Raw genomic sequence first — 16,388 nt, 5'->3', positions numbered from 1 at the left:
ACTTTTACTAGAGTTTTTTCAAAGTCTCCGTTGCCACGGAAAATGATCTCACCATCCTTGCGTTGTACAGTACCTACCCACTCACTGGTGTTTTCGTCGATAACGTGGATTTCGCCGTTAATGATCTTAATTGTAAGGTCACGCTCTTCCATCTCGGGACGGTCTTCACCGAATTCAGGAGACCAACGTGGTGTAGCGTCAACATCAACGTCTGGGTGTTGTGGGAGATAATCCACATCATTGTCGCTATTGGAACTAGACGACGTGCTCAAAAGCCCTGCAACCAATGCAGCAGAAGCGGCACCAACTGCAGCCCAAGTACCGTTAGATTGTTTTTCGTAAGTGACGTCATCGATTGTGGCTGTCGTGCCCGGAGTTGCATTCGCGTATTGTTCGTTTAACTTATACTGAACAGAAGCATCGATAGCGTTCATCTGCTCGTCAATAAGTTGAAGTGTTTGTTGGTTTGCTAGTTCTACGTCAACTTGAGGTGCAGAAGCAAAAGCAGGTGCTGCTAATACGCTAGAAATTGATATGGCTAAGAGTGATGCTTTCATAAAGTAGGATCTCGTTATTGAATGGAGCGTCTTGCTATCAATGCCTCCTTGGCAAGTGCGTTTATTATTCTCGGTGGTGAGGTTTTCAACAATATAGCCAGCTAGTGTTGATGTATAAATTAGATTTATGCTTTTATGATATTTTGGCTAATCATTAGGCTTTTAAATGATTTGTATGTGTAGTTTGAGTCCTCTACTTTATGTGTTGGCTTTTCATAAGTATTGATAGAAGGCGCGAGGTAAATATGTTCGGTTGGATAAAAGCTTGGATTAGGAAATACGATAAGTGGTGTGAAGAGCTTGGGCTAACGCCTGAAAACAAGCGCAGTTGTGTTCCTTATCGTCGAGATCCTCAAGGGCAGCAAGCTGAGAGTGGGAAAGATGACACAGCAAACAAGTGATTTTCCGCTATTTGATACACATTGCCACGCAGACTTTGAGGCGTTTGAGCAAGGTTTTACTCATGAGCTGAGCATTGAGGGATATATCAAAGAGGCAAAACAGGCTCAAGTTGAGAAGTTACTCATCCCTTCTATCGGCCAACGTAACTGGAGGAAGCTCGATGAAATCGCTCAATCTCACCCCAATATTTACTATGCATTAGGCTTCCATCCTTACTTTTTAGAACCGGCCAATGACGAACAATTTTCGGAACTTCGCCAATTACTCGCTTCAAAAAACAGCCAATGTGTCGCGATAGGTGAGTGCGGGCTCGACTTTTTTGTGGACGTTGAACGAGAGAAACAAGAGCGCTTTTTCATCCAACAAATGGAGCTTGCGAAGGAGTTTGACCTGCCTTTAATCATCCATGAGAGGAAGTCTTACAACCGACTTATCGAGCTAATAAAGCAGCATAAGTTCACCTTAGGTGGTGTGATTCACGGTTTTTCTGGGAGTGAACAGCAAGCTTTGGCGTGGATCAAGCTCGGTTTCTATATTGGCGTCGGTGGAACGATAACTTACCCAAGAGCGCAAAAAACACGCACAACCATCGCAAAATTGCCCCTTGAATGTCTGGTATTGGAAACGGATGCTCCGGACATGCCCATGTATGGAAACCAAGGAAATGTTAATCATTCCAAATATTTAGTTACGATCTTAAATGAACTTTTTTTGCTTAGAAAAGAGCCAAAGCAATCGATTGCAGCGCAAATTTGGCAAAATAGCCATCGCGCATTCGGTATATGTGAATAAAATCGAAGGTTTTTGTTTATCGTTTGCGTAAATTGCACTGAGCTTGTGATTTGGGTCACATTTGCGTGTGAATGGTACATGAATCTTCTACGAAAGTGTGAGGACGGCATTACTTTATTAGTGGTCGCATGAGTATAATTGCCTCCGCTTTATAGCCCCATTTTGTAACACGCCAATAAATAACTAATAAGGAAGTCATAAACTATGAGCCTGTTTATGAGCCTAGTCGGAATGGTTGCACTGATCGCAATCGCAGTACTACTATCTGACAACCGCAAAGCTATTAATCTAAGAACAGTGGGTGGCGCTTTCGCTATCCAATTCGCACTTGGTGCATTCGTACTTTACATCCCTTGGGGTCGTGATCTACTTGCAGGTTTCTCTGCTGGTGTAGCAAACGTGATCGACTACGGTAAAGACGGTACTGGTTTCCTATTCGGCAGCCTAGTTAACTTCTCAGTTGACGGTATCGGTTTCATCTTTGCTTTCCAAGTACTACCAACTCTGATTTTCTTCTCTGCACTTATCTCTGTACTTTACTACATTGGTGTTATGCAAATTGTAATCAAAGTTCTTGGTGGTGGTCTTCAGAAAGCTCTAGGTACTTCTCGCGCCGAGTCTATGTCTGCAGCAGCAAACATCTTCGTTGGTCAAACTGAAGCACCTCTAGTTGTTCGTCCATTTGTTCCTAAAATGACTAACTCTGAACTATTCGCAGTAATGTGTGGTGGTTTGGCTTCTGTAGCTGGTGGTGTACTAGCGGGTTACGCATCTATGGGTGTACCTCTAGAGTACCTTGTAGCAGCATCATTCATGGCAGCACCAGGTGGTCTACTATTCGCTAAAATCATCAAGCCTGAAACAGATACGCCAGACGACAACATCGCTGACGAAATGGACGGTGGCGATGACAAACCAGCTAACGTTATCGACGCAGCAGCAGGTGGCGCATCAGTTGGTCTACAACTAGCACTTAACGTTGGTGCAATGCTACTAGCATTCATCGGTCTAATTGCTCTAATCAACGGTATCCTAGGTGGCATCGGTGGTTGGTTCGGTATGGAAAACCTAACTCTAGAACTTCTTCTAGGTTGGATCTTCGCACCGCTAGCATTCATCATTGGTGTTCCATGGGAAGAAGCAACTATCGCTGGTTCTTTCATTGGTCAGAAGACAGTTGTTAACGAATTCGTTGCATACCTAAACTTCGTACCATACGTTGGTGAAAACGCTCAAGTTGTTGCAGCAACTGGTCAAGTGATGTCTGAGAAGACTCAAGCTATCATCGCATTCGCACTATGTGGTTTCGCAAACCTTTCTTCAATTGCGATTCTTCTAGGTGGTCTAGGTGGTATTGCACCAAGCCGTCGCCACGACATCGCACGTATGGGTGTTAAAGCGGTAATTGCTGGTACTCTATCTAACCTGATGGCAGCAACAATTGCTGGCTTCTTCCTGTCTTTCTAATTAGTTAGAAATCGATATATAGACGCCATAATAATATCGCCCCGTAGCAAGAAATTGCTGCGGGGCTTTTTTGTTTTTAGGCCTGCCGTTTTTAGTATATGCACGCGCTTATGCTTAGATTCGATGTAGGGTCTAGAATGTTTTTTTGAGATACAAACCGTTTGCGTTCTAAGGAGCACTACAATTTATTGATGGATACCTATAATGTATAAGCTAAATGGATAGGATGTCTCTGTTGGCAAGAAAGTAACCTCGAAATCAACTCGAACGTTATTCTTCTGGGATTAAGCCAAAATTAGCGATACGCTATAGATGTTAGACACAACATGACTGATTTGTTGTGCCATAGACCAAACTGGTACTGTGCGGTGACAAGGATTGCAATTGGTAGCGAAAGTTATCAAGTCTTCAGGGAACCAAGTCCGTTCATTTGTGGCTACTGAGCATTACTAAAATATCCATCTATACTGGATGGAGGGCTAAGTAGTTAACTATTTGAATATATTGATCGGAGATAGAAATGAGCGATTTAAAAGCAGCAGCTCTACGTGCACTTAAACTTATGGACCTAACTACGCTAAATGACGACGATACTACTGAAAAAGTAGTGGCGCTTTGTCATGACGCGAAGACTGCAGTAGGCAACACCGCTGCAATCTGTATTTACCCTCGCTTTATCCCAGCAGCTAAGAAAGCGTTGCGTGAGCAAGGTACTCCAGAAGTACGCATTGCGACTGTAACTAACTTCCCTCATGGTAATGACGACATCGAAATTGCTGTTGCAGAAACAAAAGCAGCGGTAGCGTACGGCGCAGACGAAGTTGACGTAGTATTCCCATACCGTGCTCTTATTGCTGGCAACGAAGAAGTTGGCTTTGAGCTAGTTAAACAGTGTAAAGCAGCTTGTGGTGACATCACGCTTAAAGTGATCATCGAAACAGGTGAACTGAAAGAAGAAGCACTAATCAAGAAAGCTTCTCAAATCTGTATCGAAGCAGGTGCAGACTTCATCAAAACTTCAACAGGTAAAGTGCCAGTAAACGCGACTCCAGAGTACGCGCGCATGATGCTTGAAGTTATTCGTGACATGGGTGTTGCTAAAACAGTTGGTTTCAAACCAGCTGGTGGCGTACGTACTGCTGAAGATGCAGCACTATACCTAGCAATGGCTGATGAGCTACTAGGCGCTGAGTGGGCAGACAACATGCACTACCGTTTTGGTGCTTCAAGCCTACTAACTAACCTTCTTAATACATTAGAAGTGACAGACCAGACTGCTGATCCAGCAGCATACTAATTTACTCGTCATATTTGACACCGCAGCGTTGTTGACTGCGTAAGTTCCTCCTAATCACATAGAGCCTCTATGCTCATAGGAATGAACTCACTGGTCGCCTAACTGCAACGCCAAATATTTAGAGTATTGAACATAATAAGTCTGTTTGATGGAGTGGCGTTAAGCCACTCCACATTACCTCTTTCCCTACAAACCATACTCACTAGAGTTTGGGAGGAACTAATGTATCTACCTCAAGAAATTATTCGCAGAAAACGTGATGGCGAAGTCCTAACTGCTGAAGAAATTAACTTCTTCATTCAAGGCGTAGCTAAAAACACGGTTTCTGAAGGCCAAATTGCAGCATTCGCAATGGCTATCTTCTTTAATGAAATGACAATGCCAGAGCGTATCGCACTAACGTGTGCAATGCGTGATTCAGGCATGGTGATTGACTGGAGCCACATGAACTTTGATGGCCCAATCGTTGATAAACACTCTACTGGTGGTGTTGGTGACGTTACTTCTCTGATGCTTGGCCCTATGGTGGCAGCATGTGGCGGTTTCGTTCCAATGATCTCTGGTCGTGGTTTAGGCCACACTGGCGGTACGCTAGACAAGCTGGAATCTATTCCGGGTTACAACATTACACCAACCAACGATGTGTTCGGTGAAGTAACGAAAGATGCTGGCGTGGCTATCATCGGTCAAACAGGCGATCTAGCTCCTGCTGACAAGCGTGTTTACGCAACTCGTGATATCACAGCAACAGTCGATAACATCTCGCTGATCACGGCTTCAATCCTATCTAAGAAACTGGCTGCGGGCCTTGATTCTCTAGTGATGGATGTAAAAGTAGGTTCAGGCGCATTCATGCCGACTTACGAAGCATCTGAAGAGCTAGCGAAATCTATCGTTGCAGTAGCAAACGGTGCGGGTACTAAAACAACAGCAATCCTAACGGACATGAACCAAGTGCTGGCTTCTTCAGCGGGTAACGCAGTAGAAGTTCGTGAAGCGGTTCAGTTCCTAACGGGTGAATACCGTAACCCTCGCTTGTTAGAGATCACTCTAGCATCGTGTGCTGAAATGCTGGTGCTCGGTAACCTAGCTAAAGACTCAGACGAAGCGCGCGAAAAACTGATGGCAGTACTGGATAACGGTAAGGCAGCAGAGTGCTTCGGTAAAATGGTAGCGGGCCTTGGTGGTCCAGTTGATTTCGTAATGAACTACGATAACTACCTAGAAAAAGCAGACATTATTAAGCCAGTGTACGCGTTAGAAAGCGGTGTGGTATCAGCAATGGATACTCGTGCAATTGGTATGGCTGTGGTTGGTATGGGCGGCGGTCGTCGTGTAGCAACTGACAGCATTGATTACGCAGTCGGTTTTGATCACTTCATTCGTCTTGGCGAAGTGGCAAGTGAAGATAAACCATTAGCAATGATTCATGCTCGCAACGAACAACAGTGGCAAGAAGCTGCAACAGCATTACAAAATGCAATCACTGTGGGCGGAGAATATACAGCAACTCCAGACGTTTACCGTCAGATTCGTTCTGAAGACGTGTAAATAAAAGGTATCGGCATGCCTAGTGTATGCCGATAAACAGAGTTCTGGTGCAAAGAGCAATAAGTTGGTGAAGAAAATGAAAAGAGCATTTATTTTAGTTTTAGATTCATTCGGTATCGGTGAAACAGCGGATGCAGACAAATTCGGTGATGTAGGTTCAGACACTATGGGTCACATCGCAGATCATTGTGACCAAGGTCTTGCAGACAATGCAGATCGTAAAGGTTCACTGGCACTGCCAAACCTGTCTAAGCTAGGTTTAGCGATGGCTCACAAAGAGTCGACAGGTCGCTTTGCTCCTGGTATGGACGCAGACGCTGAGATCATTGGCGCTTACGGTCATGCTGCTGAGCTGTCTTCTGGTAAAGACACGCCATCAGGTCACTGGGAAATCGCAGGTGTGCCGGTATTGTTTGACTGGGGCTACTTCACTGACAAAGAGAACAGCTTTCCAAAAGAACTGACTGACCGCATCCTTGAGCGTGCTGGTCTGTCTGACTTCTTAGGTAACTGCCATTCATCGGGTACAGAAATCCTAGATAACCTAGGTGAAGAACACATGAAGACTGGCCTGCCAATCTTCTACACTTCTGCAGACTCTGTTTTCCAGATCGCATGTCATGAAGAGACATTCGGCCTACAAAACCTATTAGACCTTTGCCAGATTGCTCGTGAAGAGCTAGCTGACTACAACATTGGTCGTGTTATCGCTCGTCCGTTTATTGGTGCAGGTAAAGGTCAATTCGAACGTACTGGTAACCGTCGTGACCTTTCTGTTGAGCCACCAGCGGCGACGGTACTTCAGAAGCTGGTTGATGAGAAGGGCGGCAACGTTCACTCAATCGGTAAGATCTCTGATATCTACGCAGGTTGTGGTATCACTCAGAAAACCAAAGCAACAGGTATTCCAGCGCTATTTGAAGCAACCAAAGAAGCGATCACTGAAGCGGGCGACAACACTATCGTGTTCACTAACTTCGTTGATTTCGATTCAGCATACGGCCACCGTCGTGATGTTGCCGGTTACGCAGGTGCGCTTGAGTACTTCGATGGCCGCATCAATGAAATCATCGATATGATGAAAGAAGATGACGTGCTTATCCTAACTGCAGACCACGGTTGTGACCCAACATGGCCGGGTTCAGACCATACTCGTGAACATATCCCTGTGATTGTTTACGGTAACAAGGTTCCAGCAGGCTCTCTAGGCCGTCGTGATACCTTCGCTGATATCGGTCAAAGCTTAGCGTCATACTTTGGTACATCGCCAATGGGACACGGTACAAGCTTTCTATAATAGTTAACGAAGAGAGAGGGAAACCTCTCTCTTCTTTTTTTGTTTTGAGATTAAGGATATTTTCAATGGCTACTCCACATATTAATGCTGAAATGGGTGATTTCGCTGACGTAGTTTTAATGCCAGGTGACCCGCTACGTGCTAAATACATCGCTGAAACCTTCTTAGAAGAAGTGGTTCAAGTGTGCGACGTTCGCAACATGTTTGGTTACACCGGTACTTACAAAGGTCGTAAGGTTTCGGTAATGGGACACGGTATGGGCATTCCATCTTGTTCTATTTACGCGACTGAGCTTATCAAAGACTTTGGTGTGAAGAAGATCATTCGTGTGGGCAGTTGTGGTGCAGTGAGCGAAGATATCAAAGTGCGTGATGTGGTGATCGGCATGGGCGCATGTACTGACTCTAAAGTGAACCGTATTCGCTTTAAAGATCATGACTTTGCGGCGATTGCGGATTACAAAATGGTGCGCGCGGCAGAAGATGCAGCCAAAGCTCTCGGTGTCGGCGTAAAAGTCGGTAACCTGTTCTCGGCTGAGCTGTTCTACACGCCAGATCCAGAGATGTTCGAAGTAATGGACAAATACGGCATTGTTGGCGTAGAGATGGAAGCGGCTGGCATCTATGGTGTATGTGCTGAATACGGCGCAAAAGCTCTAACGATCTGTACTGTTTCTGACCACATCAAGACTGGTGAGCAAACGACATCAGATGAACGTCAAACGACTTTCAACGACATGATGGTTATCGCACTAGACTCAGTGTTGCTTGGTGACCAAGAATAATCTTGATTTGTCTTAGCTTGATAAGTTAACAGATAACAAAAAGCCCCGTTGCTGCCTGAGCGTCGGGGCTTTTTATTGGATTGCTGTACTTATTCTGAGTCTAGTATTTATTGTCAGCCTAGTGTGTTTATGAGCTTACATTTTTCAATAGTAAGTTCTCACCAGACTTAGTTGGTCTTCTGCGAATCAGCATGATGAACAACACGCCACTCACAAACCCCATCAACACCATACCGATCATGTAGCGATCACTTTTGCGGTAGTGGTGATCAGAAATCGCCGTCATCTTACCGGTTTCAAAAGTCACTCGAATAAAGCCGATGATCGTTTTCTCTGGAGAATAAATAGGTTCAACTAACTGTTGTCTGCCGATACTTGCTGTTGAAAGTGGTGTATCTAAGCCAAGAACCTCACGTACCGAGAGGGCTTTTTCGCTCGAAGCCAGTCGAATACCCTCTGCATCATAGATGGTGGTATCGAACACCAGTCGGTCTTGAGATAGCTGGTTAGTCAGATCAAGCAATCGCTCTTGGTCTTGTTGCGTGATCATCTTGCTGGCTGAAAGTGATGCCTGAGAGATAAGCAGCTTGGTAAGAGTTTCCAACTGTTTTGCTTGGATCTTCTCGTTACCTTTACTGATCACGACCGTATTTTTAATCGTTACAACGAACATGGTAGCCAACAAAATGAGGGCTAGCATTCGTAAAGCGTTACGTATTGAGAACAATGATTCATTCATGTTTAACGAAGCCTGAAATAAACAAATGTTATGATTAAGACATATTGAGACTTGCGTTTTCAAATTGCAATAGGTTAACGTTTAGCATAGTTAATTAGGAATCATACACATGGACGATCAGAAATATCTGCCGATAAAAAGGCATACGACATTATTAACTCGACTCCCCGAGACTCGTTTCGCTTCTCAACTCGCTAAATCCAAGGCCAATTGGATTGTGTTTGGTGAGTACCTATCTCCACAATCTTTCGATGACATCGACTTTTTCACTGGCACTTACAACACCATCCTCGATACGTGGAAGGTTGGGCATTATGAAGTGGCTTTGATGTCAGGCAATCTAACGCCAGCACACGAAGAAATCCTCCAAGCGCTAAAGCTTGATTATGCTTGCCTTAGCGAGGTCCCAGACTTATCTAAGCCAGGTTTGATCGTGATGGATATGGATTCCACAGCGATTCAAATTGAATGCATTGATGAGATTGCCAAGCTAGCTGGAGTGGGAGAGTTAGTCTCTGAAATCACAGAACGAGCGATGCAAGGCGAGCTCGACTTTGAACAGAGCCTACGCCAACGAGTAGGAGCACTGAAAGGTGCGGATGAGTCGATATTAGAGCAAGTGCGTCAGTCATTGCCATTCATGCCAGACTTGGTCGGGCTGGTGAATACTCTAAATAAGCTTGGCTGGAAAACAGCGATTGCATCAGGAGGTTTTACTTACTTCTCTGACTACCTGAAAGATACCCTTGATCTAGACCATGCTCAATCAAACACGCTTGAGATCGTCAACGGTAAGTTGACGGGTGAAGTCTTAGGCGATGTTGTTTCGGCGCAGACCAAAGCGGATATCTTGGTAGAGTTGGCTGAAGAGTACGAATTGGAACTACATAATACCGTTGCCGTTGGTGATGGTGCCAATGACTTGGTGATGATGGGCTCTGCAGGTTTAGGCATTGCCTACCACGCAAAACCAAAAGTAGAGCAGCAAGCTCAAACTGCTGTTCGTTACGCAGGTTTAGGCGGTGTGCTGTGTATCTTGTCGGGTGTATTGGCTAAGCAACAGAAGATCAGCTGGCAAGCGAAACCTTAGGGGCTCTACCTAAGTGCTATTGGCTATGTATCTTATTTAGCAATAGTGGCTCAGACACAAAAAAAGCAGGTTATCAGCCTGCTTTTTCAATTTTCATGCTTAAGTTAATACGCCACTCGAGGCTAGCGTGTTAGCTCCAATCGAATCAGCACTTCATCGGTAATGTCCTCTATCTCGCCATAACCGATAAACGCCGTCACCTCATTCTCTAGCTTCTTAGCTTGATGCATACTGATGCGTGAAAGCTCTTCTAAATCCGACTGGAATAAACTCGTTAGCGGATTAAAGATAGGTGCCGTGGTGACTCGCAATACATACACATCACCTAAGTGCTGCGCTTTCTTGATGAATAAGATGCGTTCCTTTGCTGAGGCGAAGTCTTTGACCAACTTGGTGTGTACCGACTGGATTTTGTCGCCAAACTTCACTGCAGCAATGTACACGTCATGATGCTTAGGCTCCGCACCTTCAATTCTTTTTAGTGGCTCAGCCAACAGTGAGTTGGTGTGACCCTTGAAGATTGGCTCGAGTGAGAACTTTTGGTTGTGACCAAGTTTAGCAAGTAACGTTAGATGCTTATTCAGTGGGAAATTCACTCCAATGATCTTACAGCGCAGCGTTGAACTTGGCTTATCAATGAATATTGGGTTACTGACCATCTTGCTCAACAAAATGTTGTGCAGTGATTCGAGTAGCGAATGTGTTGGCAGTATCTCTTGCTTCTTAATCAGCTTACTTTGGTTTTGATCGATAAGCCCATTAAGGAAAGCGATGGTACGCATTGTCTTGGCGTTCTCGGCAATAACCAACTGCACGTTGCGACCATTCGGACTCACTCGAATTACGTGGTAAGGCACTGTGCTCAGTGGCAGGTTCTTGTCATAGAGCTGCAGTTCATTGAAGTTCACTAATACCGGATCATTAATCTTGAGTACCATTGGGTGTTCAAGGCTAATGCTCAGTCCACGCTTAGAAATATCTAAGGTGTGTCCGTTCGCCGCTGTGCCATCTTGTGATGTAAGTTGCAACGGTGACTTAAATTGGTATCTCGGCTCTTTACGACGAGTCTGAGAGTCAAAGTAGATGCTTTGAATATTGCCGACGACAGTACGCGGGTGACGGAAGCGGTTCAATTCACTGCTTGGAATGCGTGGCTTTTCACTCAGAAGATAGTCCGCCGCACTTTCGTGATCGCCAATCTCTTGCAAGATTCCGCAATGCGTCAGTTGAGCTGAGCTTTGAGCCAGCGTATCCGAGTGTTTAGCTAATGCTTGTCGCTCAGTGTCTGAAAGTTCGAAAACCGAGAACTTGAACGCCTTCCAACTTTTACGTTTGCCACCGATGTGCCAGAACAGCTGTCTTTGTTCACGAGAGGCTTCAGGCAGCATCATTGAATAGAACAAGGTCTTGTTTTGGTGTTCATGGGTAAAAGAGTAGATAACGTTACTGGTTCCCTTCACTCCTGGTTTCGCCAACAGGTTCATACGTTGCTCGTTGAACAGGGTACCCAGCGCTTGTTGATTTCGTTCGTCGTGCCAATATTGCCATAATGGATGGTTGTTATCCGTCAGTAGGGCAAGCTTTAGTTCGCTGCCGCTGAAAAACAGGGGTAGGTTACAAGTATGCTTTAGATAGGTATGTTCGATTCCTCGAGTACGAGTTCGAATAATCCTATCTTGATTCTCATGGCTGGTTTTCTTACTGGTGCTATTTAAAGACTCATCGAGTAAGCGAGCCACAATATTGTTGTCGCTTACCTTGATGGTTCTTAGAAATTTGACCGCGTTGTTCTCATAAGATTCGTCGATACCCAAAACACGAAATTCAACCGCTTGGTTAACATCGTTTTCTTGGGACTTTTCGATAAGCTCTGAGAACTTAACGCTGATGATCTCGCCGAGGTTGTATCGAAAGGCGCTCGGTACTTTGAACTTTGCACCCGACGGGGAGATATCAACCGTTACACCATGTAGGCTTTGCCCTTTCGATGTGGTGATCTCGACCTGCGAGCTAATCTTGAGTCTGTTCTCTTGGCGTTTTAAGTCGTAACCTAGGTTAATAGCTTCCGCTTCGTACGGGCTATTGGCGCTAGTAATGTCGTGGTTACCTTGAGAAGATGTTTTAACAACGCTCAGAGGCTGAGTTCGCGGAGTCATTACTAACTCCCATGCGCCTTCTGTGTAACCTTTAAACTTTTTCGTACCACGTTGATATGCGTTTAAAGCGATATCATCGAGCCAGTGCTTACGGCCATCGAGAGTGAACTGACGACACTCATTATCAATACGCCCGCGTAAATCAATGCTCTTTGTACACGGAGCCATGATACGATTCAGTTCCATTTTAACGAGCAGCTTCAGAGACGGCGATTCCCCTTCTGTCATTTGAGAAAGAAGGAATTCGAAATCTTCGGCGTGGTAAGCCGGGATTAAACGTTCTGCTACAGATAGAATTTCAGATTGCTGCATACTTTTCTTGTTAGAATGGACGGTGCGTTTATGTTATCGACTAGTTTAAATCGATCTTTAAGTATAAGTGGTATGACTGCAACTTTTATTTTCATCCGTACGGTCAAATAAGTCACAAATTGACAACATCATTGTGTAATTGAGTAAATTATTGAGGTTTTATGGCGAAGGCAAAGCGAGCTTATGTGTGTAATGACTGTGGTGCCGATTTTCCACGTTGGCAGGGGCAGTGCAATGCATGTGGTGCTTGGAACACGATTACAGAAGTTAGGTTAGCCGCTTCACCTCAGGTCGCACGTAATGAACGATTGAGTGGTTATGCGGGCGGTGCAACTGAATCTTCGGTTCAAACGCTGTCAGAAATCGATCTGCAAGAAGTCCCACGTTTTAGCAGTGGCTTTAAAGAGCTAGACCGCGTACTTGGTGGTGGTGTCGTACCGGGTGCTGCGATCCTGATTGGTGGTAACCCGGGTGCCGGTAAATCAACGCTGCTATTACAAACCATGTGTCAGCTTTCTTCTCAATTACCGACTCTCTATGTAACCGGGGAAGAATCTCTGCAACAAGTCGCGATGCGTGCGTCTCGACTTGGATTGCCAAAAGAGCACCTAAAGATGCTCTCAGAAACGAACGTGGATAAGATTTGTCAGGTTGCAGAAAAAGAACAACCTAAGATCATGGTTATCGACTCGATCCAAGTTATGCACGTTGCGGATGTTCAATCTTCTCCGGGCAGTGTTGCACAGGTTCGTGAATCGGCAACCGCATTAACGCGCTACGCAAAACAGAATAACGTTGCTGTGTTCTTAGTTGGACACGTAACTAAAGACGGCACCTTAGCAGGGCCAAAAGTACTTGAGCACATTATTGACTGTTCTGTTTTATTAGATGGCGGAACCGATAGCCGTTTTAGAACGCTACGCAGCCACAAAAACCGTTTTGGTGCAGTGAATGAACTGGGTGTGTTTGCGATGACAGGCCAAGGGCTAAAAGAAGTCAGTAACCCATCCGCTATCTTCTTGTCTCGTGGTGAAGAAGAAACCTCGGGCAGTTCTGTCATGGTGGTGTGGGAAGGGACGCGTCCACTTCTTGTCGAAATCCAAGCGCTGGTGGATTATTCACAGCTGGCTAACCCACGTCGCGTCGCTGTCGGCCTAGAGCAAAACAGGCTTTCTTTGTTATTAGCGGTGCTGCATAAACACGGCGGCTTACAAATGGCTGACCAAGATGTGTTTGTGAATGTCGTCGGTGGTGTTAAAGTAACCGAAACCAGTGCTGATCTTGCGTTGGTGATGGCTCTACTTTCTAGTTTCAGAGACCGCGCATTACCAAAAGATGTGGTGGTATTTGGAGAAGTAGGCCTAGCGGGTGAGATTCGACCTGTACCGAGCGGACAAGAACGTTTAAATGAAGCATTTAAACACGGCTTTAAGAAAGCGATTGTACCGGCGGCTAACATGCCTAAAGGTGGCATTCCAGGAATGCAGATCCACGGTGTGAAAAAATTATCGGAAGCAATTAATGCTTTTGATGAGTTGTAATTGAACTCACTTCAGCTACTCTATACAGCAGCAATTCAGCCTAACCTTAACGCCGATTAGGCTTTAGGTTAGCACTATAATTAACAATCATTTAGATTGTTACTACTGAGTGCCTTTTTCTATATGTTAGAAAAAGGCAAAGTTTTTTAGTCCCAAATGCATGCAAAGCTATCAGTCTTCACAGATTGTGATATACTCTGCGCGCATTTTATATCCTATTAACAGAGTAAGACAATGGCAGATTTATCGAAATACAGAAACATTGGTATTTTCGCGCACGTTGATGCGGGTAAAACAACTACCACTGAGCGTATCCTTAAGCTAACTGGTCAAATCCACAAGACTGGTGAAGTACATGATGGCGAATCAACGACTGACTTCATGGAACAGGAAGCTGAGCGCGGTATTACTATCCAATCAGCAGCTGTAAGCTGTTTTTGGAACGATCACCGTCTAAACGTTATCGATACTCCTGGACACGTTGACTTCACAGTTGAAGTATACCGTTCTCTTAAAGTTCTTGATGGCGGTATCGGTGTATTCTGTGGTTCTGGTGGTGTTGAACCTCAATCAGAAACTAACTGGCGCTACGCTAACGAATCAGAAGTATCTCGTCTGATCTTCGTTAACAAACTAGACCGTATGGGTGCAGACTTCTACAACGTTGTTGACCAAGTTAAAAACGTTCTAGGTGCAACTCCTCTAGTAATGGTTCTACCAATCGGCCGTGAAGACGAGTTCGTTGGTGTTGTAGACCTACTAAGCCGTAAAGCATACGTTTGGGATGACACTGGTCTTCCTGAAAACTACGAAATCAAAGATGTTCCAGCGGACATGGTTGATGACGTTGAGCAATACCGTGAAGAGCTAATCGAAACTGCTGTAGAGCAAGACGATGACCTAATGGAAGCTTACATGGAAGGTGAAGAGCCTTCTATTGAAGACGTTAAGCGTTGTATCCGTAAAGGTACTCGTGATATCGCATTCTTCCCAACGTTCTGTGGTTCTGCGTTCAAGAACAAAGGTATGCAACTTATCCTTGATGCTGTAGTAGATTACCTACCAGCACCAACTGAAGTTGACCCTCAGCCTCTAATGGATGAGAACGGTGAAGAAACTGGCGAACACGCTATCGTTTCTACAGATGAGACTTTCAAAGCGCTTGCATTCAAAATCATGGATGACCGCTTCGGTGCTCTAACTTTCGTTCGTATTTACTCTGGTAAACTGAACAAAGGTGACACGATTCTTAACTCATTCACTGGCAAGACTGAACGTGTTGGCCGTATGGTTGAGATGCAAGCTGATGACCGTAACGAACTAACTAGCGCACAAGCTGGTGACATCATTGCGATCGTTGGTATGAAGAACGTGCAAACTGGTCACACTCTATGTGATCCTAAGCACCAAGTAACGCTTGAGCCAATGGTATTCCCAACTCCAGTAATCTCAATCGCTGTATCTCCAAAAGATAAAGGCGGTTCTGAGAAAATGGGTATCGCTATCGGTAAAATGGTTGCAGAAGATCCATCTTTCCAAGTTGAGACTGACGAAGAGACTGGCGAAACTATCCTGAAAGGTATGGGTGAACTTCACCTAGACATCAAGGTAGATATCCTTAAGCGTACATACGGCGTTGACCTAACTGTAGGTGCTCCTCAAGTTGCTTACCGTGAAACTATCACTCAAGCAATTGAAGATAGCTACACGCACAAGAAGCAATCTGGTGGTTCTGGTCAATTCGGTAAGATCGATTACCGTATCAAACCAGGCGAAGCAGGTTCTGGCTTCAAGTTCAACTCTGTAGTTGTGGGCGGTAACGTTCCTAAAGAATTCTGGCCTGCAGTTGAGAAAGGCTTCGCATCTATGATGGAAAACGGCGTACTAGCTGGCTTCCCAACTCTAGACGTTGAAGTTGAACTTTTCGATGGTGGTTTCCACGCAGTCGATTCATCTGCTATCGCATTTGAAATCGCAGCGAAAGGTGCATTCCGTCAATCTATGCCTAAAGCTGGCGCGCAACTTCTTGAGCCAATCATGAACGTTGACGTGTTCACTCCAGACGATCACGTTGGTGATGTTATCGGTGACCTTAACCGTCGTCGTGGCATGATCAAAGATCAACAAGCTGGCGTTACTGGTGTTCGTATTAAAGCTGACGTACCTCTTTCTGAGATGTTCGGCTACATCGGTCACCTACGTACTATCACTTCTGGTCGTGGCCAATTCTCTATGGAATTCGCACAATACGCACCATGTCCAACTAACGTTGCTGACGAAGTGATTGCAAAAGTTAAAGCAGAAAAAGAAGCTGGTAAGTAATTAGCCCTTTTCTCAATTAGCTAAAAAAGCCCCGCAAGTGAAAGCTTGCGGGGCTTTTTATTGGTTCATCGCGGCTTTCC

The 16,388-nt window shown here is 45.0% G+C and carries 12 protein-coding genes and 1 pseudogene; 10 read left to right on the top strand and 3 right to left on the bottom strand.

Features of this window, described 5'->3' with window-relative positions; translation table 11 throughout:
• Positions 1 to 557, bottom strand: a pseudogene (locus AB4138_RS18060) (hypothetical protein); the annotation flags it as partial.
• A 245-nt stretch (positions 558 to 802) separates the two neighbouring features.
• Here AB4138_RS18060 and AB4138_RS18055 point away from each other — a divergent pair.
• The 7 genes from AB4138_RS18055 (at position 803) to deoD (ending at position 8,148) form a co-directional block, all read left to right on the top strand.
• Positions 803 to 958: a DUF5363 family protein gene (locus tag AB4138_RS18055; RefSeq protein ID WP_171732460.1), complete on the top strand. Its 156-nt coding sequence runs from the start codon at positions 803 to 805 to the stop codon at positions 956 to 958.
• Positions 939 to 1,751 (top strand): TatD family hydrolase, encoded by an 813-nt coding sequence (locus AB4138_RS18050; RefSeq protein ID WP_372307139.1) that lies wholly within the window; start codon positions 939 to 941, stop codon positions 1,749 to 1,751. Before AB4138_RS18055 ends, AB4138_RS18050 begins: the two co-directional genes overlap by 20 nt.
• A gap of 204 nt (positions 1,752 to 1,955) precedes the next feature.
• Positions 1,956 to 3,218 (top strand): NupC/NupG family nucleoside CNT transporter, encoded by a 1,263-nt coding sequence (locus AB4138_RS18045; protein ID WP_017058833.1) that lies wholly within the window; start codon positions 1,956 to 1,958, stop codon positions 3,216 to 3,218.
• Positions 3,219 to 3,738: 520 nt separating this feature from the next.
• Positions 3,739 to 4,515, top strand: coding sequence for a deoxyribose-phosphate aldolase (gene deoC / locus AB4138_RS18040; RefSeq protein WP_010436196.1), 777 nt, complete (start codon positions 3,739 to 3,741; stop codon positions 4,513 to 4,515).
• Between the two features lie 222 nt (positions 4,516 to 4,737).
• Positions 4,738 to 6,066, top strand: coding sequence for a thymidine phosphorylase (gene deoA, locus AB4138_RS18035; RefSeq protein WP_017063283.1), 1,329 nt, complete (start codon positions 4,738 to 4,740; stop codon positions 6,064 to 6,066).
• Between the two features lie 76 nt (positions 6,067 to 6,142).
• Complete coding sequence (locus tag AB4138_RS18030) at positions 6,143 to 7,363, top strand: phosphopentomutase (RefSeq protein ID WP_372307136.1); 1,221 nt, start codon at positions 6,143 to 6,145, stop codon at positions 7,361 to 7,363.
• 65 nt (positions 7,364 to 7,428) lie between these two features.
• Positions 7,429 to 8,148 carry a purine-nucleoside phosphorylase gene (deoD, locus tag AB4138_RS18025; protein WP_017063285.1) on the top strand — a complete coding sequence of 240 codons (720 nt, stop codon included), beginning with the start codon at positions 7,429 to 7,431 and terminating at the stop codon, positions 8,146 to 8,148.
• A gap of 127 nt (positions 8,149 to 8,275) precedes the next feature.
• Here deoD and AB4138_RS18020 read toward each other — a convergent pair whose 3' ends face one another.
• Entirely contained in the window at positions 8,276 to 8,887 is a 612-nt protein-coding gene (locus AB4138_RS18020) for a YtjB family periplasmic protein (protein WP_076655999.1), read from the bottom strand.
• 109 nt (positions 8,888 to 8,996) lie between these two features.
• Here AB4138_RS18020 and serB point away from each other — a divergent pair, with 109 nt between their 5' ends.
• Entirely contained in the window at positions 8,997 to 9,977 is a 981-nt protein-coding gene (gene serB, locus AB4138_RS18015) for a phosphoserine phosphatase (protein WP_371721146.1), read from the top strand.
• A gap of 122 nt (positions 9,978 to 10,099) precedes the next feature.
• On the opposite strand, the gene AB4138_RS18010 is transcribed toward serB, so the two are convergent.
• Positions 10,100 to 12,445 (bottom strand): PilZ domain-containing protein, encoded by a 2,346-nt coding sequence (locus AB4138_RS18010; protein WP_017058827.1) that lies wholly within the window; start codon positions 12,443 to 12,445, stop codon positions 10,100 to 10,102.
• A 161-nt stretch (positions 12,446 to 12,606) separates the two neighbouring features.
• Between AB4138_RS18010 and radA the strand changes: the two genes are divergently transcribed.
• Together radA and fusA are read left to right on the top strand one after the other, a co-directional pair.
• Positions 12,607 to 13,986: a DNA repair protein RadA gene (gene radA / locus AB4138_RS18005; protein ID WP_017063288.1), complete on the top strand. Its 1,380-nt coding sequence runs from the start codon at positions 12,607 to 12,609 to the stop codon at positions 13,984 to 13,986.
• 234 nt (positions 13,987 to 14,220) lie between these two features.
• Complete coding sequence (gene fusA, locus AB4138_RS18000; protein ID WP_017058825.1) at positions 14,221 to 16,308, top strand: elongation factor G; 2,088 nt, start codon at positions 14,221 to 14,223, stop codon at positions 16,306 to 16,308.
• Positions 16,309 to 16,388: the final 80 nt, after the last annotated feature.

Source organism: Vibrio sp. 10N.286.52.C3 (genome assembly GCF_041468865.1).
Taxonomy (GTDB): Bacteria; Pseudomonadota; Gammaproteobacteria; order Enterobacterales; family Vibrionaceae; genus Vibrio; species Vibrio crassostreae_C.
Note: the sequence above shows the minus strand (reverse complement) of the source record. Positions and strands in the feature narration are given on the sequence as shown.